17 protein-coding genes and 1 other annotated feature (1 of these 18 cut by a window edge) are annotated in these 19,259 nt (G+C 38.4%); of the genes, 3 read left to right on the forward strand and 14 right to left on the reverse strand.

All coding sequences use genetic code 11. The annotated features are described in order from the left end of the window. Nucleotides 1–29 precede the first annotated feature (29 nt). The 3 genes from ACHZK0_RS18745 (at nt 30) to ACHZK0_RS18755 (ending at nt 2,535) form a co-directional block, all read left to right on the forward strand. Nucleotides 30–1,415 carry a hypothetical protein gene (locus ACHZK0_RS18745; protein ID WP_262740404.1) on the forward strand — a complete coding sequence of 462 codons (1,386 nt, stop codon included), beginning with the start codon at nt 30–32 and terminating at the stop codon, nt 1,413–1,415. 165 nt (nt 1,416–1,580) lie between these two features. Further along, nucleotides 1,581–1,835: a YbeF family protein gene (locus tag ACHZK0_RS18750; RefSeq protein ID WP_001003934.1), complete on the forward strand. Its 255-nt coding sequence runs from the start codon at nt 1,581–1,583 to the stop codon at nt 1,833–1,835. Between the two features lie 22 nt (nt 1,836–1,857). Continuing rightward, the gene (locus tag ACHZK0_RS18755; protein ID WP_270340262.1) at nt 1,858–2,535 is read left to right on the forward strand and encodes an HAD family hydrolase; all 678 of its coding nucleotides are present in this window, start codon (nt 1,858–1,860) and stop codon (nt 2,533–2,535) included. A 40-nt stretch (nt 2,536–2,575) separates the two neighbouring features. Here ACHZK0_RS18755 and pyrE read toward each other — a convergent pair whose 3' ends face one another. The 14 genes from pyrE to ileS2 all read right to left on the reverse strand — a co-directional run bounded on the left by pyrE (nt 2,576) and on the right by ileS2 (nt 19,163). Further along, a complete protein-coding gene (gene pyrE / locus ACHZK0_RS18760; RefSeq protein WP_063260442.1) occupies nt 2,576–3,208 on the reverse strand; it encodes an orotate phosphoribosyltransferase in 633 nt (210 codons plus the stop codon). Then, nucleotides 3,205–3,921, reverse strand: a complete 717-nt coding sequence (pyrF, locus tag ACHZK0_RS18765; protein WP_000083495.1) for an orotidine-5'-phosphate decarboxylase — start codon at nt 3,919–3,921, stop codon at nt 3,205–3,207. Before pyrF ends, pyrE begins: the two co-directional genes overlap by 4 nt. Beyond that, nucleotides 3,906–4,835: a dihydroorotate oxidase B catalytic subunit gene (pyrD, locus tag ACHZK0_RS18770; protein WP_001081057.1), complete on the reverse strand. Its 930-nt coding sequence runs from the start codon at nt 4,833–4,835 to the stop codon at nt 3,906–3,908. The genes pyrF and pyrD overlap by 16 nt, the downstream gene beginning before the upstream one ends. After that, nucleotides 4,832–5,611, reverse strand: coding sequence for a dihydroorotate oxidase B electron transfer subunit (gene pyrK, locus ACHZK0_RS18775; RefSeq protein WP_000983359.1), 780 nt, complete (start codon nt 5,609–5,611; stop codon nt 4,832–4,834). The genes pyrD and pyrK overlap by 4 nt, the downstream gene beginning before the upstream one ends. Continuing rightward, entirely contained in the window at nt 5,608–8,826 is a 3,219-nt protein-coding gene (gene carB / locus ACHZK0_RS18780) for a carbamoyl-phosphate synthase large subunit (protein ID WP_097816870.1), read from the reverse strand. The genes pyrK and carB overlap by 4 nt, the downstream gene beginning before the upstream one ends. Beyond that, nucleotides 8,811–9,908, reverse strand: a complete 1,098-nt coding sequence (locus tag ACHZK0_RS18785) for a carbamoyl phosphate synthase small subunit (protein ID WP_000828668.1) — start codon at nt 9,906–9,908, stop codon at nt 8,811–8,813. Before ACHZK0_RS18785 ends, carB begins: the two co-directional genes overlap by 16 nt. Then, the gene (gene pyrC, locus ACHZK0_RS18790) at nt 9,905–11,191 is read right to left on the reverse strand and encodes a dihydroorotase (protein WP_061678235.1); all 1,287 of its coding nucleotides are present in this window, start codon (nt 11,189–11,191) and stop codon (nt 9,905–9,907) included. The genes ACHZK0_RS18785 and pyrC overlap by 4 nt, the downstream gene beginning before the upstream one ends. Further along, a complete protein-coding gene (gene pyrB / locus ACHZK0_RS18795) occupies nt 11,175–12,089 on the reverse strand; it encodes an aspartate carbamoyltransferase (protein WP_000018864.1) in 915 nt (304 codons plus the stop codon). Before pyrB ends, pyrC begins: the two co-directional genes overlap by 17 nt. Nucleotides 12,090–12,237: 148 nt before the next feature. Then, the gene (gene uraA, locus ACHZK0_RS18800) at nt 12,238–13,521 is read right to left on the reverse strand and encodes a uracil permease (protein ID WP_262740406.1); all 1,284 of its coding nucleotides are present in this window, start codon (nt 13,519–13,521) and stop codon (nt 12,238–12,240) included. A gap of 146 nt (nt 13,522–13,667) precedes the next feature. Beyond that, nucleotides 13,668–14,210, reverse strand: a complete 543-nt coding sequence (gene pyrR, locus ACHZK0_RS18805) for a bifunctional pyrimidine operon transcriptional regulator/uracil phosphoribosyltransferase (protein ID WP_001156490.1) — start codon at nt 14,208–14,210, stop codon at nt 13,668–13,670. A 203-nt stretch (nt 14,211–14,413) separates the two neighbouring features. Continuing rightward, entirely contained in the window at nt 14,414–15,322 is a 909-nt protein-coding gene (locus ACHZK0_RS18810) for an RluA family pseudouridine synthase (RefSeq protein WP_242240070.1), read from the reverse strand. Nucleotides 15,323–15,326: 4 nt separating this feature from the next. Further along, nucleotides 15,327–15,785: a lipoprotein signal peptidase LspA gene (gene lspA, locus ACHZK0_RS18815; RefSeq protein ID WP_000642179.1), complete on the reverse strand. Its 459-nt coding sequence runs from the start codon at nt 15,783–15,785 to the stop codon at nt 15,327–15,329. Between the two features lie 124 nt (nt 15,786–15,909). Next, a complete protein-coding gene (locus ACHZK0_RS18820; protein ID WP_270606031.1) occupies nt 15,910–16,239 on the reverse strand; it encodes a TraR/DksA family transcriptional regulator in 330 nt (109 codons plus the stop codon). Nucleotides 16,240–16,397: 158 nt separating this feature from the next. Next, entirely contained in the window at nt 16,398–19,163 is a 2,766-nt protein-coding gene (gene ileS2 / locus ACHZK0_RS18825) for an isoleucine--tRNA ligase (RefSeq protein ID WP_262740408.1), read from the reverse strand. A 71-nt stretch (nt 19,164–19,234) separates the two neighbouring features. After that, nucleotides 19,235–19,259, reverse strand: a binding site (T-box leader); it runs 199 nt beyond the window's last position.

A 19,259-nucleotide genomic window follows, 5' to 3' on the forward strand; every position in this document is an offset into this window, starting at 1 on the left:
TACACGAATGCCTAAAGGATGTGAATGTTATGGGAGTTGAATTAACGCTGTTGCATGCTCTCTATATTCTTTGTTTACTCACTATTATCGCCTTTTTTATTCTCCGGAAAGATACGACGATTATTTGTATCGTTTTTATCTTTCTATTGGCATTAACCGCTACAAGTTCTATCCCTCTTGCCATTAGCGGTATTTTTCAAAGTTTCATTTACGCTATTACTGAGCTATTACCAACTATATTAATCATCTCCATTATCGTATCAATGAGCAATCTACTCGTTCATACCGGCATAAATGATACGATGATTTCACCATTTACAAAGATGATTCGTACCCCTACCCTCGCCTACTGGATTATCGGCCTTTTAATGATGACTATTTCTTTCTTCTTTTGGCCTTCTCCAGCTGTCGCCTTAATGGGAGCTATTTTATTACCCGTCGCTGTACGCGTCGGTCTTCCGCCAATTGGAGTTGCCATTGCTATGAACTTATTCGGACACGGCATCGCCTTATCTGGTGACTTCGTTATTCAAGGTGCACCGAAATTAACAGCGGATGCTGCTGGTCTTCCTGTTTCAAGCGTTGTTTCTGCCAGTGTTCCCCTCGTTATCATTATGGGTATTGTGACAACTTCGGTCGCATTTTTCTTCTTACGAAAAGAATTTCATACAGGCTTATCAATGCAAGAGTCTATTCCATCAACTGAGTCTTCTAAAACGGTCACTTCATTATCTCCTCGGACAAAAAAATGGCTCGCTATTTGCATTCCGATCATATATGCCATCGATATCCTTTGCATGATTCAATTTAAACTACAAGGCAGCGACGCAACTGCACTTATCGGTGGGACGACTGTTATTATGATTATCATCATTTCCCTTATCGCCTACAAAGGTAATGGACTAAATAAAACGACCGATTATTTTATAGAAGGGCTCCAGTTTGGATTTAAAATCTTTGGTCCAGTTATTCCAATTGCTGCACTCTTTTATTTAGGAGATAGCGGCTTTGTAAAAATTATCGGGGATTATTTACCGAAAGGTTCACACGGAATCATTAACGACTTAGGAATCGCCTTATCTCAAACTGTTCCTTTAAACCAATATGTATCAGCGGGAACATTAACTATCGTTGGTGTCATAACAGGGTTAGATGGATCTGGCTTTTCCGGTATATCACTTGCTGGTTCAATTGCCAATCTTTTCGGAACAGCACTTGGGCATGGAACAGCTACATTAACAGCACTTGGGCAAATTGCTGCAATCTGGACCGGAGGCGGGACTTTAATTCCTTGGGCACTTATTCCTGCCGCTGCCATTTGTAAAGTGGATCCGTTTGAACTTGCACGCCGAAACTTTTTACCAGTTGTGATTGGCTTAATTGTCACCACCATCGTTGCGATGTTTATGCTATAAAGTAAGCAAGTGTTCTCTTGCTTACTTTTTTATTGTGAAATCAATCATTTATTGCGGACTTTCAAAAGGGATTATGTATATGTTAGCGAAGTTATATTAGGAGAGTATTTATTTCAAAACGTTTACGAGAAACAGATTACTTCCATTCGAAAAGGGGACATAACTATGAATGAATTGATTTTCGTCTTATTAATTTGTCCATTACTTATCTTTATCGTTTCTGTTATTGGAACACGCAAGACGAAAACGTATTACGTCATGCCGATTGTAACGTTTGCTAGTTTTTTAATAATAGGTGTTATCGCCTTTACTCCAAAATTTTTCTTTTGGGTTGGCATGTACAGCATCTTCTCATTTATTGTTTCTTATATGACACTATTGTTTGTAAGAGGATATGAGGTTGCGGAAAACGCTAAATAGTTTTTAACGAGGAGATTGTCATATGATTTTCTTTGATATTGATGGAACTTTACTTGATTATGAGGCCGCGGAAAGAAATGGTATTATAGATTTCTTTCAAGTACATAGTACTATTTTTTCAGATAATGAATTAGAGGCCACGAAAGTCTGGCATGAATTATCCGAAGAATATTTCAACAAATTTTTATCCAAGGAATTATCTTTTCAAGAACAACAAGGGATGCGAATGTATCATTTATTTAAAACATATGGATTAAACTTATCACCCGAAGAATCTCAGCACAGATTCAATCAATATATAGAACTATATAAGAACAACTGGACCTTGTTTGAAGATGTACACTATACATTACAGACCTTGCAGCATGGTGGACACTCACTAGGTATCATTAGTAATGGTGACTATGAACAACAAGTCGAAAAATTAACCGCTCTAAACATTCTACAATATTTCAAATGCATATTTACTTCTAGTGAAATTGGTATATCGAAACCAAACCCTGAAATTTTTCAAAGAGCTGTATTACAATCGAATCTTGAAATGAAAGATTGCTATTATATTGGCGATCGATTAGAAACAGATGCAATTAGTAGTACAGCAGCTGGAATGCAAGGGGTATGGTTAAATCGGGATAACTTGCAACTCAATTGTGATGTTCCTACTATCTGTTCTTTACATGAATTTTTAACAATAATATAAAAACAACGACCGCGTTCCCCCGCGGTCGTCTTTTTTCGTGTTACGCTGTGATCCAAGCTTCGTTAGCTGGATTTTTACGCCACTCTTGTAATTTTTTCGTTTCAGCTTGTCCGATCATACCTTTTTCTGCTGCTACTTCAGTTAATGCACTGTAGTCGCTTAAAGAATATGATGCTACGTTAGCTGATTCTAGTTTTTCTTTTCCTGCTTCTAGCTCGTATGTGAAGATTGATACGATTCCTAATACTTCACAGCCAGCTTCGCGAAGTGCTTCTACACATGTAATTGCACTACCGCCAGTTGAAATTAGGTCCTCTACTACTACTACTTTTTGACCTTTTTCAGCTTTTCCTTCGATTTGGTTCCCTTTACCGTGACCTTTTGCTTTACTACGTACGTAGCACATTGGTAAATCCATACGATCGCTTACCCATGCAGCGTGCGCAATACCAGCAGTTGCTGTTCCTGCAATAACTTCTACAGTTGGGAAGTGCTCTTTAATTAACTCTTCTAATCCAGCTGCAATTGCTTGACGTACTTTTGGATAAGATAAAGTTAAACGGTTATCACAATAAATTGGTGATTTCATACCTGAAGACCAAGTGAATGGATCATTCGGTTGTAAAAATACTGCTCCAATTTCTAATAAATGCGATGCGATTTCTTTTTTCATATTGTTACACCTTCCCACTGTTGTTTTACTGTTTTATACGCTTCAAGCGGATTTTCTGCTTTTGTAATACTACGTCCAACTACGATGTAGCTTGAGCCAAGTTCCCTCGCACGTTTCGGTGTTGCTACGCGCACTTGGTCATTTACATCATCGCTTGCAAGACGAATCCCCGGTGTTACTGTTACAAATTCATTTCCGCATACTTCACGTAATTTTGGAACTTCAAGTGTTGAACAAACAACGCCATCAAGTCCACTTTCTTTCGTTAGTTTTGCATAATGAGCAACCGCTTCTTCTAACGTTTTCTCAATGCCGATCTCTTTTTTCATCATAGCTTCCGAAGTGCTTGTTAGTTGTGTAACTGCAATACAAATCGGTCTCTCTTTTCCTTCTTGCTTACCTTCCTCTAATCCCTCAATCGCAGCTTTCATCATGCTGCTTCCCCCAGCAGCATGAACATTTACCATATCAACATCTAGACTAGCTAGGCTACGCATAGCGCTTTTTACTGTATTCGGAATATCATGAAGTTTTAAATCTAGAAAGATCTTATGTCCTTTTTCTTTTAAGTACGTAATAATTGCAGGGCCTTCTTTATAAAATAACTCCATACCAACTTTGACAAATAACTCTTCCCCTTCAAAGTGGCGCAAGAATTGCTCTACATCTTGTTTCCCTGGAAAATCTAGTGCAACGATTAACGACTGTGACATGTTTGCTTCCAGCTCCTTCCTTGACATTCCGAAATGTGATCAAATCCTAATTCATCTAATAGTGCTGGTAACTCTTCAATAATTGTCGGACATACGAACGGATCGATAAAGTTCGCTGTACCTACTGCAACTGCGCTTGCACCAGCGTAGAAGAATTCTATTACATCTTCCGCTGTTTCAATACCACCCATTCCGATAATTGGAATGTTAACCGCTTGACTTACTTCATGTACCATACGAATCGCTACTGGCTTAATCGCAGGACCTGATAATCCGCCTGTACGGTTTGCTAAAATTGGTTTAGCTGTTTTTAAATCTAGACGCATACCAAGCAATGTATTAATCATCGTTAAACCATCTGCACCTGCATTTTCAATTGCTTTTGCAATTTCCACAATGTTTGCCACGTTCGGTGACAACTTCACGTATACAGGTACTTCAGAAACCTCTTTTACTCGCTTCGTTAAATCAGCAGCAATTTCAGGATTTGTACCAAAGGCGATACCACCTGTTTTTACGTTCGGACAAGAAATATTTAATTCTAGCGCGTGGACATTAGGCGCTTTAGAAATTTCCTTTGCAACCGCTACATAATCCTCAGCTTGTGAGCCTGCAACGTTCGCAATGATTGGAAGATCGAATTGTTCTAACCATGGCAATTCAGAATTCATTACTTTTTCTAACCCTGGGTTTTGAAGTCCGATTGCATTTAACATGCCGCCCGGTGTTTCAGCAACACGAGGCGTCGGGTTTCCATAACGTGGTTGTTCTGTCGTCGCTTTGATCATGATTGATCCTAGTACACTTAAATCGTAAAACTGTGCATATTCACGACCAAATCCAAAGCATCCAGATGCCGGTATAATTGGATTTTTTAATGATAATCCCGGTAATTCAACTTGCAATCTGTTCATAGTACAACCTCCCCGATTGGAAATACTGGTCCGTCGCTACACACCTTCTTGTAAGAATGTCCACTTGGATCTTCTTGTAAGTGGCATACACATGCGAAACAAGCTCCAATACCACAGCCCATACGTTCTTCTAAAGAAATATAAGCTTTTTTCTCTTTGTAACGTCCTTCTAATGCACGAAGCATCGCTAACGGACCACATGAATAAAGAATATCAAAGTCAATTCCATAATTATCAATTACATCTGTGACAAATCCTTTTGTGCCGTGTGTACCGTCTACTGTCGCAACGTACGTATCACCAAGTTCTGCAAATTTCTCTTCATAGAAAACGACATCTTTCGTTTGAAAACCTAAGATGTGAATTACGCGTACACCTTTTGCAACAAGGCGCTGTGATAATTCATAAAGTGGTGGTACGCCAATCCCCCCGCCGACTAGTAAAGCTGTTTGACCAGCTTCTGCTTCTTCTACAGGAAAACCGTGTCCTAGTGGTCCTAGTACGTCTACCATTTCACCTTGTTTTCTAGTTGCTAATGTTTTTGTCCCTTGTCCTTCTGCACGATATAGCATTGTAAATTCGTTCTTCTCTTGATCTACATTACAAATACTAATTGGGCGGCGCAGAAGGGGCGCAATGCCCTCTGCTACCTTAATGTGTACAAACTGCCCTGGTTCGTTCATTTGCTGTACTAACGTTCCTTGAAGCACTAATTCGTAAATGTTTTTTGCGATTTCTTTTTGATTAACGACGATCATATTTTGCTTTTGCATCATGCATGTACCACCTCGTGACGCTTTGTTTGCGTAATTTCTTTCATTGAATGAGCTGAGAATGTCATAGATTCTAGTACTCGTAAGATTGCTCTCGTTGTATCAAGTGACGTTAAGCAAGCCACACCATTTTCTACTGATTCACGGCGAATGCGGAAACCATCACGCGCTGGTTGTTTGCCTTTTGTTAATGTATTGATTACAAACTGTGCTTTTCCTTGACGGATAATGTCTAGTAAGTTGTAGTCTTCAGAATCAATTTTGTTTACAACTTGTACTGGAATGTTTTGCTCTGCTAACGATTGTGCTGTTCCAGCTGTTGCTAATAAGTTATAGCCGATTTCATGGAAACGTTTTGCAATTTCCATCGCCTCTTCTTTATCTTTATCCGCTACAGTAATGATTACTGATCCGTGCGTTGGAATGTTAATTCCAGAAGCAACTAACCCTTTGTATAATGCTTTTTCAAGTGTTAAGTCTTTCCCCATTACTTCCCCTGTTGACTTCATTTCAGGTCCTAATGTTGTATCAACTGAACGTAGTTTCGCAAATGAGAATACCGGTGCTTTTACATACACTTCTTTCTCTTCTGGGTGATAACCAGTTCCGTATCCTTGTTCTACAAGATTTTGACCTAAAATAACTTTCGTTGCAACATTCGCCATCGGTACACCTGTAATTTTACTTAAGAATGGTACTGTACGGCTCGCACGTGGGTTTACTTCAATTACATACACTTGATCTTCAAATACTACAAACTGGATATTTAGTAATCCAACAATATTTAAACCTTTTCCAAGTGCAATTGTATGTTCAATAATTTGTTCTTTCAGTTTTGCAGATAAGCTTTGTGGTGGATATACTCCGATTGAGTCACCAGAGTGAACTCCAGCGCGTTCAATATGTTCCATAATACCTGGAATGAATACATTCTCACCGTCTGAAATTGCATCTACTTCAATTTCTTTACCAACCATGTAACGATCGATTAATACTGGATGATCAGCGTGAACTTTTACCGCATTTTTCATGTAGTGCAGCAGTTCTTCTTGACGATATACGATTTCCATCGCGCGTCCACCTAGTACGTAAGATGGTCTTACTAATACTGGGTACCCAATTTTGTCAGCGATTGCTACCGCTTGCTCTACAGTCGTTGCTGTTTTACCAACTGGTTGCGGGATACCAAGCTGTGTTAGAGCTGCTTCAAACTTATCACGATCTTCTGCACGGTCTAAATCTTCAAGTGATGTTCCTAAGATTTTCACACCGTGAGCTTCTAATTTAGCAGCTAAGTTAATTGCCGTTTGTCCACCGAATTGGACGATAACACCTTCTGGCTTTTCTAAATCGATAATGTGCATTACATCTTCGATTGTTAATGGTTCAAAGTATAATTTGTCAGAAATACTGAAGTCTGTTGAAACTGTTTCTGGGTTGTTATTAACAATGATTGCCTCATATCCAGCCTCTTTAATTGCCCATACAGAGTGAACTGTTGCATAGTCAAACTCAACACCTTGACCGATACGGATTGGACCAGACCCTAGTACGACAACACTCTTACGATCTGTTCTAACCGATTCATTCTCGTCACCATATGTGCTGTAATAGTATGGTGTTGCAGATTCAAACTCTGCCGCACAAGTATCTACCATTTTATAAATAGGAGTTATGTTGCTTTCTTTACGCATATCGTAAATTTCACGCTCTGTTTTGTTCCAAGCTGCTGCAACGTAGTGATCACTGAAGCCCATTTCTTTCGCAGATTGTAGTACTTCCATATTTCCTACATTTGCTTTTACTTCGCGTTCCATATTTACGATGTTTTCAACTTTTTGTAAGAAGAAGAAGTCCATTTCACACCAATCGTTGATCTCTTCTTTCGTTACACCTTGACGAATTGCTTCTGCTACAATAAACAGTCGCTCATCATCAGCTTTTATAATGCGTTTTTTCATTGTCTCTTTATCAAGCTCTTTTAAATGCGCTAACTCTAAGTGATAAACGCCAAGTTCTAAAGAACGGATCGCTTTTAATAATGATTGCTCTAGGTTACGTCCGATTGACATAACTTCACCAGTTGCTTTCATCTGCGTTCCAAGCGTTCTGTTTGCTGATTCAAACTTATCAAATGGCCAGCGCGGAATTTTTGAAACAACATAGTCTAATGCTGGTTCGAAACAAGCGTATGTTTTTTGTGTTACTGGATTTATAATTTCATCTAATGTTAAACCGACTGCAATTTTTGCCGCTAGCTTCGCAATTGGATATCCAGTTGCTTTAGATGCTAGTGCAGATGAACGACTTACACGTGGGTTTACTTCGATTACATAGTATTGGAAGCTATGTGGATCAAGTGCAAGCTGAACGTTACATCCACCTTCAATTCCTAATGCACGAATAATTCGTAATGAAGTGTTTCGTAACATTTGATATTCACGGTCACTTAATGTTTGGCTCGGTGCTACAACGATAGAATCACCTGTGTGAACTCCAACTGGATCGATATTTTCCATGTTACATACTACAATCGCGTTATCATTTGAATCACGCATTACTTCATATTCAATTTCCTTACAACCAGCAATACTCTTTTCTAATAAACATTGTGTTACTGGACTATGTTTTAATCCACCTGATACGATTTCAATTAGTTCTTCTTCATTACTACAGATTCCGCCACCTGTTCCCCCCATTGTAAATGCTGGGCGAACAATAACTGGATATCCAATTTCTTTTACAAATTCATGTGCTTCTTCTAGCGTATGGATAATGGTACTAGATGGAATTGGTTCATTTAATTCCTGCATTAATGTACGGAATAAATCACGATCCTCCGCTTGCTCAATTGCTGATAATTTTGTTCCTAAAATTTCAACTCCGCACTCTTCAAGTATGCCTGATTTCGCAAGTTCAACAGCCATATTCAGGCCTGTTTGACCACCTAATGTTGGTAAGATTGCATCTGGACGTTCTTTACGAATGATTCGGCTTACGAATTCTAATGTTAAAGGCTCAATGTATACTTTATCTGCTGTTGCAGTATCTGTCATAATTGTTGCTGGGTTAGAGTTAACAAGGATTACTTTGTAACCTTCTTCTCTAAGAGATTGACAAGCTTGTGTACCAGAGTAGTCAAACTCTGCTGCTTGCCCAATTACAATTGGTCCTGATCCGATTACTAAAATTGTGTTAATGTCTAGGCGTTTTGGCATAACTCTTCCCCTTCTTTCTTGAAGTTTTCAATCATTGCTAAGAAATCTTCGAATAAATCATTTGCATCTTCTGGTCCTGCTGAAGCTTCTGGATGATATTGTACTGTAAATGCTGGGAACTTCGTATGACGAAGACCTTCTACTGTTCCATCATTTAAAGCGACATGTGTAATTTCAAGTTCTGTATTTTTAACTGATTCTTCTTCTACTGCGTAACCATGGTTTTGAGATGTAATTGCTACTTTTCCAGTTGCAAGATGTTTTACTGGATGATTTAAACCACGGTGACCGAATTTTAACTTACTTGTATTCGCACCCGATGCTAGAGCGAACAATTGATGTCCTAGGCAAATTCCGAATAAAGGAACTTTACCGATAATGTCTTTTAACATTTCAATTGCTTCTGGTACATCTTTTGGATCTCCAGGTCCGTTACTTAACATAATTCCATCTGGGCTAAGGCGTAAAATCTCTTCTGCTGTTGTATTGTAAGGTACTACAATTACATCACAATCACGTTTATTTAATTCTCTTAAAATACCATGTTTCATTCCGAAGTCTACAAGTACAACTCGGTGTCCACGGCCTGGGCTTGGGTATGGATCTTTCGTTGATACACGTTTCACGTGATCTGTAAATACTGTCGCTTTTAATTGGCTCACGATGTATTCTACATCTGCATCCATGTTACATAGACGTCCACGTAATGTACCGTATTGACGAATTTTTCTCGTTAATTTTCTCGTATCAATTCCTGCTAAGCCTGGGATATTTCTTTCTTTTAAGTAATCATTTAACGAAATTTCATTACGGAAGTTTGATGGGTGATCACAAATTTCGTTTACGATTAAACCATTTACAGATGGATGAATCGATTCAAAATCGTCACGGTTGATGCCGTAGTTTCCGATTAATGGGTACGTGAATGTTACGATTTGACCGCAATATGATGGATCAGATAATGTTTCTTGATATCCAGTCATTCCTGTTGTAAATACAACCTCACCTGACTTTTCGATTTCTCCTCCGAAACCTTTTCCAATTAATACTGTTCCATCTTCTAAGATAAGTTGTCTTTTCATACTAATGCACTCTCCTTTTGCCATGCGATCTTACCACCAACGATTGTCATTACCGGCCATCCTTGGCATTTCCAACCTGCGAATGGTGTATTTTTTCCTTTTGATAAGAATGTTGTTGGGTCAATCTCTTCTTCTTGTTCTAAATCAATGATTGTAATATCAGCTGTTCTGCCTTCTTTCAGGCGACCTGCTTCTAAGCCGAATGTATCAGCTGGCTTTTCTGTTAAGAATTGAATTAACTGTTCTAATGTAATAATTCCTTTTTTCACAAGGTTTGTGTATAGAAGTGGGAATGCTGTTTCAAAACCAGTAATTCCGAATGGTGCTCTTTCAATTCCTTGTGCTTTCTCTTCCGCTGTATGCGGTGCATGGTCAGTCGCGATCATATCGATTGTTCCATCTAGTAAACCTTCAATTAATGCCGCGTGATCTTCTTTTCCACGAAGCGGTGGGTTCATTTTAAAGTTAGGATCAGCTGATGGAATATCATCTTCACATAACACTAGATGATGAGGTGTTACTTCTGCTGTTACTTTAATTCCAGCGCGTTTCGCATCACGGATTACACGTACAGATCCTTTCGTACTTACGTGACATACGTGATAGTGACAATCTGCCGCTTCAGCAAGCAGTATATCCCTTGCAATATGTACAGATTCACATACTGATGGGATACCGTTTAATCCGTGTTTCTCAGAAAACTTCCCTTCATGTACACAACCTTTATTAATAAGAGTATTCTCTTCACAGTGCGCAACCACTGCCATATTTAATTTCGCTGCACGCTTCATAGCAGCTAACATCATGCTAGCATCTTGTACGCCTACACCGTCATCAGTAAAAGCAAATGCTCCAAGTTCTTTTAACGTCTCGAAATCTGTCATTTCAGAACCCGCTTGGCGTACTGTAATTGCTCCGTATGGTAGTACGTTGACATGCGCTTTTTCTTTAATACGATTTTGCAAGTCTTCCATATGTTCTCTGCAATCTGGTACTGGGCGTGTATTTGGCATTGCACAAATTGTAGTGAATCCACCTTTTGCTGCTGCTAGTGTACCTGTTTCAATTGTTTCTTTATGTTCACCACCTGGTTCACGAAGATGTACGTGTACATCTACTAATCCAGGTGCGATTAACTTTCCGTTCACTTCGATTACTTCAGCATTATCTGCCGTAATATTTTCTGCTACCTTAGCGATTTTACCGTCTTGTACGAGAAGATCTGTTGCTACGATTTTTCCTTCTTCATTCATATAACGACCATTTTTAAACAAGTAATTCATGTTTCATTCCTCCTAATACATTTGGTAAGGCGCGTTTTAGTACAGCCATTCTTACGTAAACTCCATTTTCCATTTGTTTAAATATGCGTGAACGCTCACACTCAACAAGTTCACTTGCAATTTCAACATCACGGTTTACAGGAGCTGGATGCATAATAATGCTTCCTTCTTTCATACGCTTTTCTCTTTCCACTGTTAATCCGTGTTTCTCATGATACTCTTTCATAATGTCTGTTTCATAATGATCATGACGCTCATGTTGTACACGAAGTAACATCATTACATCCACTTCTGGAACAAGTTCATCTAATGGTTTGTATGTTCCAAATGTGCTGTCTTCATCTTTCCACTCTTCTGGACTTGCAAAGTAAATTGTTGCACCCAGTTTCGTTAATGCTTCTGCATTAGAACGTGCTACTCGGCTATGACGAACATCTCCTACTATCGCAATCTTTAATCCTTCAAATCTTCCAAACTCTTGTTTAATTGTAAGAAGATCGAGTAGGCACTGCGTTGGGTGGTTTCCACATCCATCTCCAGCGTTTAAGATTGGGATATTTACCTGATCTTTCAGTTCATCGAAGTAGCGATCTTGCTCATGGCGGACGATTACCGCTTTTGTTCCGATTGATTCTAGTGTTCTTATCGTATCGTATAAAGTTTCTCCTTTTTGTACGCTAGATGCATCAGCTGAAAAGTTTAAAACTTCAAGTCCTAATCTCTTCTCAGCAACTTCAAAGCTAAATCTCGTTCTCGTACTATTCTCAAAGAACAAGTTCGCAACAAAAGTTTGCTCTGTCGTTTTGCTCTCTTTTCCATTCGCGAAATCTTCTGCGTCTTTTAGGATTTCTGAAATTTCTACTTCCGATAATTCACTCATCGTTAACAAATGGCTCATCGTCATCCCTCATCTTTCTGATTTTTATGTTACCACTTTTGTATATTTATAACAACCTTTGTATAAAAATACCCTAGTCATGTGAGACTAGGGTGCAAGAAAGAAGCCACCCTTTCCGGTCTCACAGGACTGAATTAAAAGGTTATTATTATGAAGCAATCTGCTTAGATTGTGTTATTTGTTTCGTTTCTGGTAGTAGTAGATTTAACAGTACACCTACAATTGCTGCCAGTGCCATTCCTTCTACTTGGAACGATTCTCCTACGTGAAGTACCGCTCCACCAATACCGATTACTAGTATTACTGATGCAATCATTAAGTTTCGTTTGTCACTTAAGTCTGTTTTATCATCTACCATCATGCGTAATCCGCTTGATGCGATTACACCGAATAGTAAGATTGATACGCCACCCATAACCGGTGTTGGGATCGAATGAATCAGTGCAGAAATCTTACCGATAAACCCGAACATGATTGCGAACACTGCTGAACCGATGAATAAGTATACACTGTATGCTCTCGTAATTGCTAGCACACCGATGTTTTCACCATACGTTGTATTCGGTGGCCCACCGATAAGTGATGCGATTAATGTTGCTACTCCATCACCGAAGATTGAACGGTGTAAACCTGGTTTTTCAATTAAATCTCTTTTAATAACATTTCCAAGTACAATTTGATGTCCGATATGCTCTGAAATTGTTACTAGTGCAACTGGTACCATCAAGAGTACAATCTTCCACGAAAATTCCGGAGTATATGTTACAAATGGTACTGTGAAATCTGGTACAACGAACCATTTTGCCTCAGCTATCGGCTTTAAGTTTACTAGCCCTTGGAAGTAAGCGAAGATATATCCGCCGATAATGCCCAGTAACACTGGTATGATACTGAAAAACCCTCTTCCGAATATAGAGCAGATAATTGTAATTGCTAATGTTACTAACGCTACTGAAAAGTGTGTAAAGCTATATTTGCCATCCGCACCGTTCATCGCCATGTTAACTGCTGTATGTGCTAAAGCTAGACCGATTACCATTACTACTGGACCAACTACGATTGGCGGAAGTAATCTCATAATCCACTCTGATCCTGACTTCTTAATTCCGAGTGAAATTAAGATGTATACAAGTCCCGCTAACAAACCACCGAGCATTGCTGCTCCAGGTCCACCTGCTGTTTTCGCTGTTATTATCGGTGCGATAAAGGCGAATGATGATCCTAGATAAGCAGGTACTTGACCTTTCGTTATCAGAAGAAACGCTAGCGTTCCTAATCCACTTGATATTAATGCTACTGACGGATTCAATCCTGTTAAAAACGGAACCAGCACTGTTGATCCAAACATCGCGAACAAATGTTGTATACTTAAAAATAACCATTTTCCCGGTTTCGGTACTTCATTAACGTCTAACACTGGCTTTTGTTCCATTGTTACATCCTCCTTCAGTTTAATTCTTTGCAATAAAAAAACTCTTTGTGCCTGTGCACAAAGAGTCCTACACTTTCGTATGCCAAATTTGACATATGAAAGCCAAGACCCTTTGGCAGCCTCACAGGACTACATTTAAAAGGGCTTTACTTATCGTATATGCTTACTCGATCTTGTTGATCTGTCTCTTGCAAATCAACTTCGATACGCTCTTCACTTGATGTTGGAATATTCTTTCCTACATAATCAGCGCGAATTGGTAGTTCACGATGACCTCTATCAACAAGAACCGCCAGTTGGATTTGTGATGGTCTACCTAAATCCATAAGAGCATCCATTGCTGCTCGAACTGTTCTTCCTGTATATAATACATCATCTACAAGGATAACTTTTTTCTTTGTAATATCTACAGGAATATCAGAACCTTTTACAAGTGGTTCTTCGTTTTTCGATTGTAGTGTTAGATCATCACGATATAACGTAATATCTAGCTCTCCAACTTCCATTTCTTTTCCTTCAATTTGACCAATTCGTTCTGCCAAACGTTGTGCAATAAAAATTCCACGAGTTTTAATTCCGACAAGAACACAATTATCGACACCTTTATTTCGTTCCACGATTTCATGACTAATTCGTGTTAAAGCGCGGCGAATCATTTGGTCATCTAAAACGACTGCTTTCTCTTGCATGCTCTACACCTCCAAGCTTTTTTTCTTGCGTGAGAGTAATGGTATAAAAAAAGTCCTCTCAGCGTGTGCGAGAGGACTTTTGAAAAAGGGTACAGCATACCCTATGTATTTCAAACCGTTACCTTCTCAACCTCACGGGGCTGTGTTAAAGGATCATTATTTAACTGTTGTCAGTATCTCAGTTTTCTTATGATTTGTCAATACTATTTTCGTAAAATATTTAATGCATCTTCAAACACTTCTGGAATCGGTGCCTCAAACTGAATATATTCACCAGTACGAGGGTGGTCAAATCCTAAAATACCTGCGTGAAGTGCTTGTCCATTCATGTCTAATGTTTTCTTCGGACCATACTTTGGATCTCCAGCAAGTGGATAACCAATATATTTCATATGAACACGAATTTGGTGCGTACGTCCTGTTTCTAAGCGACATTCTACAAGTGTGAAATCTTTGAATCGCTCTAACACTTGGAAATGCGTAACAGCATGCTTACCATTTTCATCAACCGTCATGCTTTGACGCTCTTTCTTATCACGAGCAATCGGAGCATCAATTGTTCCCTTATCATGCGGAATAACACCGTGTACAATCGCTTTGTAACGTCTTGTTACTGTTTTTGCTACAAGTTGATTTACAAGTGATTCATGCGCCACATCATTTTTAGCAACCATTAATAGGCCTGATGTATCTTTATCAATACGATGCACGATACCTGGACGCATTACACCGTTAATGCCTGATAAGTCTGTACAGTGGTGCATAAGACCGTTCACAAGCGTACCACTTGTATGACCTGGTGCTGGATGTACAACCATACCACGCGGCTTATTAACAACGAGTACATCTGCATCTTCATAATAAATTTCTAAGTTCATATCTTCTGCTTGAATATCTAACTCTTCTGGATCAGGAATCGTTACTGTAATTTCATCGTTTTCTCTAACTTTATAATTCACTTTTACCGACTTTCCATTAACTGTAACAACATCATCTTTAATCCATTGTTGTACTTGTGAACGTGACCATTCACTGTTTATTTCTGCAACGAATTTATCAATTCGCTCGCTTTTTTGTTCTTCTGCAACTGTTACTTGTACTACTTCGCTCATTCAATTACTCCTTCGTTTTCTTGCCTTCTAATAATGTTTGAATAATAATTAATACAACACCAATACATAATGCTGAATCAGCTATATTAAATACTGGATAGTTGTACGAGAAAATATACACGTGAATGAAATCCACTACTTCTTGTCTAAATACACGATCAATGAAATTACCAATTGCTCCGCCTAATATTAGACCTAATGAAATTCCTAGAAGTTTGTCTGTTTTCGCATATTTTTTCATATAAATTACGATAAATGCTACAAAAACGACTGTAATAATGTAGAAGAACCACATTTTGTTTTCTAAAATCCCCCAGGCAGCTCCTCTATTTCGATGTGATGTTATGTATAATACATTATCGATAATCGGAATGCTCGTACCCAATTCCATGTTCTTTACAATTAGCCATTTCGATATTTGATCGATGGCAATGACAAATAACGCTATTACATAATATATCATTTTCATTTCCCCCACAAAGACAGTGTACCTCAAAATTTTAGCATAGCTGCAACCTTTTCACAATGAACCTTTATAGAAGAATAAAATAAATTAAAAAAAGGTAATATAATATCGTTGTGCGCATTCATACATTTACTTTTTCATAGAAAAATTCATGAATGGTACGGGCAGTGGGCATCGTCTTCATTTGTTTTACCGAAATTAATCTCCCTGTCTCTTCACAAATACCATACATATCTATTTCCATTTTAAATAATGCACGTTCTACATCTTTTAAGTCCTCTTTTATATCATGTAATAGGAGTTTTTTCTTTATCTCTTCCTTAATTTCATATCCAAGCTCTTCGCTAAACTCTGTATCATATTTGTGCATGACCTCTTTGGCTAGCCTCTCTTGTAACTCTTTTCGCATCAATTGCAATTCTTCTTTGATTTCCATATACATTTCATTCACGTGTACATTCCTCCCAGCTGCAATGTACGATTAGTGTGTCCGAAATTTCTATGCTTACCTCACACACATTTTTCCTTCATAGGAAAGAGAGTGAAAGTTATTTCAATATATCGTCAATAAAAAAACTGACTGCACTTAGGCACAGTCAGTTTTTTTTATTATTTTACATAGTTTTCTTTAACAACTGTTGCACAACGCTCACATAATGTTTCATGTTCAGCATCTTTACCAATTGTTTCTGAAACTACCCAACAACGTTCACATGTTTCACCAGTTGCTTGAGCAACAACAACCGCTGTATGCTCATACTTCGGCGCATCTGTTGGCGCTTCTTCCATCATGCCACCAAGTTTATACTCAGAGACGATGAATAATTGCTTTAAGTCTTCACTAATAGACTCTAACATAGCTTTCATTTCTGCAGTTGGATATAATGTAATGCTTGCATTTAATGACTTACCAATTACTTTTTCATTACGAGCTACTTCTAACGCTTTTAATACGTCATCACGTAATGTCATAAATGCATCCCATTTTGTTTTTAATTCTTCCGCACCATCTAATTGTACAGCTTCTGGCATATCAGTTAATTGTACACTTTCTTCTGTTACACCTGGAACGTATGGCCATACTTCATCAGCCGTATGCGGTAAGATTGGTGTTACAAGTTTCGTCAACGCAACAAGAACATCATATAATACAGTTTGAATTGCACGACGATCTTCATGGTTTGCACCTTCAATGTATAAAATGTCTTTTGCAAAGTCTAAGTAGAATGAACTTAAATCAATTGTACAGAAGTTATGAATTGCATGATATACAGCCGCAAAGTCGTATGTTTCATATGCTTCTTTTACTTTTGTAATTAAGTCATTTAATTTCACTAACATGTAACGATCTACTTCACGAAGTTCAGCTACAGCTACTGTATTTTCACTTGGCTTAAAGTCATCTAAGTTTCCTAATAAGAAACGGAATGTGTTACGGATTTTACGATATACTTCTGCTACTTGTTTTAAAATATCATCTGAAATACGTACATCAGATTGATAGTCAACTGAAGATACCCATAAGCGTAAAATGTCTCCGCCTAATTGATCCATAATTTTCTTCGGTACGACGATATTTCCAATCGACTTACTCATTTTACGTCCTTCACCATCTAATACGAAACCATGGCTTAGTACGCCTTTATATGGAGCTTTACCTGTTACAGCAACTGCTGTTGATAATGAAGAATTAAACCAACCACGATACTGGTCAGATCCTTCTAAATATAAATCAGCTGGACGTTGTAAGTCATCGCGCTCTTCTAATACCGCTTGGTGAGAAGAACCTGAATCGAACCATACATCCATGATGTCTGTTTCTTTGCGGAATTCACCATTCGGGCTACCTGTATGTGTAAATCCTTCTGGTAATAGATCTTTCGCTTCACGCTCGAACCATACGTTAGAACCGTGCTCACGGAATAAATCTGCTACATGGTTAATTGTTTCATCTGTAATAATTGGATCACCATTCTCTGCATAGAATACAGGGATTGGCACACCCCATGCACGCTGACGAGAAATACACCAGTCACCACGGTCACGAACCATATTATGAAGACGAGTTTCTCCCCAAGCTGGTACCCATTTTGTTTCCGCAACAGCTTCTAATAATTCTTTACGGAACGCTTCAATAGATGCAAACCACTGTGCTGTCGCACGGAAAATAATTGGTTTTTTTGTTCTCCAATCATGTGGGTATGAATGCGTAATGAATGTTAATTTCAGTAACGCGCCTACTTCTTCTAATTTCTCTGTAATTGGCTTGTTAGCTTTATCATAGAATAAGCCTTCAAATCCAGGTGCTTCATTTGTTAATACACCTTTATCATCAACTGGACAAAGTACTTCTAATCCATACTTTTTACCAACAACGAAGTCATCTTCCCCGTGTCCTGGTGCTGTATGAACACAACCTGTACCTGCATCTGTCGTTACGTGTTCTCCTAGCATAACTAATGAATCACGATCGTAGAATGGATGTTTTGCAACTGTATACTCAAGTTCGCTACCTTTTACCGTTTTCACAACTTCAGTATTTTCCCACTCTAACGTTTTTGCAACTGTCTCAAATAGTTCAGAAGCGATAATATATTTTTCATCATTTACTTTTACAATAGCGTATTCAAGTTCTGGGTGAACAGAAATACCTAAGTTTGCAGGTAACGTCCAAGGTGTTGTTGTCCAGATAATGAATTTCTCATCACCTTCTAATACGTTCTTTCCGTCTTTTACAGGGAATGCTACGTAAATAGATGCTGATTTTTTATCTTGGTATTCAATTTCAGCTTCTGCTAAAGCAGATTCACTCGTTGGAGACCAATAAACTGGTTTTTGCCCTTTATAGATATAACCTTTTTTCGCCATATCACCAAACACTTTAATTTGTTGCGCTTCATAAGCTGGCTCTAAAGTAATGTATGGGTTATCCCAATCAGCACGTACACCTAAACGCTTAAATTGTTCACGTTGACGTTCTACTTGTTCATATGCATACTCTGCACATAACTTACGGAACTCAGCAACTGTCATTTCTTTACGCTTTACACCTTTATTTGTTAAAGCTTGCTCAATTGGTAAACCGTGTGTATCCCAACCTGGTACATATGGTGCACAGTAACCAGTCATTGATTTATAACGAACAATAAAGTCTTTTAACACTTTATTTAACGCATGTCCCATATGAATGTCACCATTCGCATATGGAGGGCCATCATGCAATACAAATAAAGGACGGCCTTTCGTATGTTCTTGTACCTTTTCATAAATATTCATTTCAGCCCACTGTTCTTGCATTGCAGGCTCACGTTTTGGTAAATTCCCACGCATTGGGAACTCTGTTTTTGGCATTAGTAATGTATTTTTGTACTCCATGCTCAATTCCTCCTTACATGTATAAAAGAAACACTTAAAAAACGGAATAAAAAAGAGACCTTCTCATCCCAAAAAGGGACGAGAAAGTCTCCCGCG

Source organism: Bacillus sp. 3G2, assembly GCF_044324725.1.
GTDB classification, from domain to species: domain Bacteria; phylum Bacillota; class Bacilli; order Bacillales; family Bacillaceae_G; genus Bacillus_A; species Bacillus_A mobilis.

Excerpts from the sequence above, each read along its gene's own strand:
- ACHZK0_RS18745 (WP_262740404.1), top strand. The coding sequence starts at position 30 with ATGGGAGTTGAATTAACGCTGTTGCATGCTCTCTATATTCTTTGTTTA.
- pyrE (WP_063260442.1), bottom strand. The coding sequence starts at position 3,208 with ATGAAAAAAGAAATCGCATCGCATTTATTAGAAATTGGAGCAGTATTT.
- pyrD (WP_001081057.1), bottom strand. The coding sequence starts at position 4,835 with ATGAACAGATTGCAAGTTGAATTACCGGGATTATCATTAAAAAATCCA.
- pyrF (WP_000083495.1), bottom strand. The coding sequence starts at position 3,921 with ATGTCACAGTCGTTAATCGTTGCACTAGATTTTCCAGGGAAACAAGAT.
- ACHZK0_RS18750 (WP_001003934.1), top strand. The coding sequence starts at position 1,581 with ATGAATGAATTGATTTTCGTCTTATTAATTTGTCCATTACTTATCTTT.
- carB (WP_097816870.1), bottom strand. The coding sequence starts at position 8,826 with ATGCCAAAACGCCTAGACATTAACACAATTTTAGTAATCGGATCAGGA.
- lspA (WP_000642179.1), bottom strand. The coding sequence starts at position 15,785 with ATGATATATTATGTAATAGCGTTATTTGTCATTGCCATCGATCAAATA.
- ACHZK0_RS18785 (WP_000828668.1), bottom strand. The coding sequence starts at position 9,908 with ATGAAAAGACAACTTATCTTAGAAGATGGAACAGTATTAATTGGAAAA.
- ACHZK0_RS18755 (WP_270340262.1), top strand. The coding sequence starts at position 1,858 with ATGATTTTCTTTGATATTGATGGAACTTTACTTGATTATGAGGCCGCG.
- pyrK (WP_000983359.1), bottom strand. The coding sequence starts at position 5,611 with ATGATGCAAAAGCAAAATATGATCGTCGTTAATCAAAAAGAAATCGCA.
- ACHZK0_RS18810 (WP_242240070.1), bottom strand. The coding sequence starts at position 15,322 with ATGAGCGAAGTAGTACAAGTAACAGTTGCAGAAGAACAAAAAAGCGAG.
- pyrB (WP_000018864.1), bottom strand. The coding sequence starts at position 12,089 with ATGAGCCATTTGTTAACGATGAGTGAATTATCGGAAGTAGAAATTTCA.
- pyrR (WP_001156490.1), bottom strand. The coding sequence starts at position 14,210 with ATGCAAGAGAAAGCAGTCGTTTTAGATGACCAAATGATTCGCCGCGCT.
- ileS2 (WP_262740408.1), bottom strand. The coding sequence starts at position 19,163 with ATGGAGTACAAAAATACATTACTAATGCCAAAAACAGAGTTCCCAATG.
- pyrC (WP_061678235.1), bottom strand. The coding sequence starts at position 11,191 with ATGAATTACTTGTTTAAAAATGGTCGTTATATGAATGAAGAAGGAAAA.
- uraA (WP_262740406.1), bottom strand. The coding sequence starts at position 13,521 with ATGGAACAAAAGCCAGTGTTAGACGTTAATGAAGTACCGAAACCGGGA.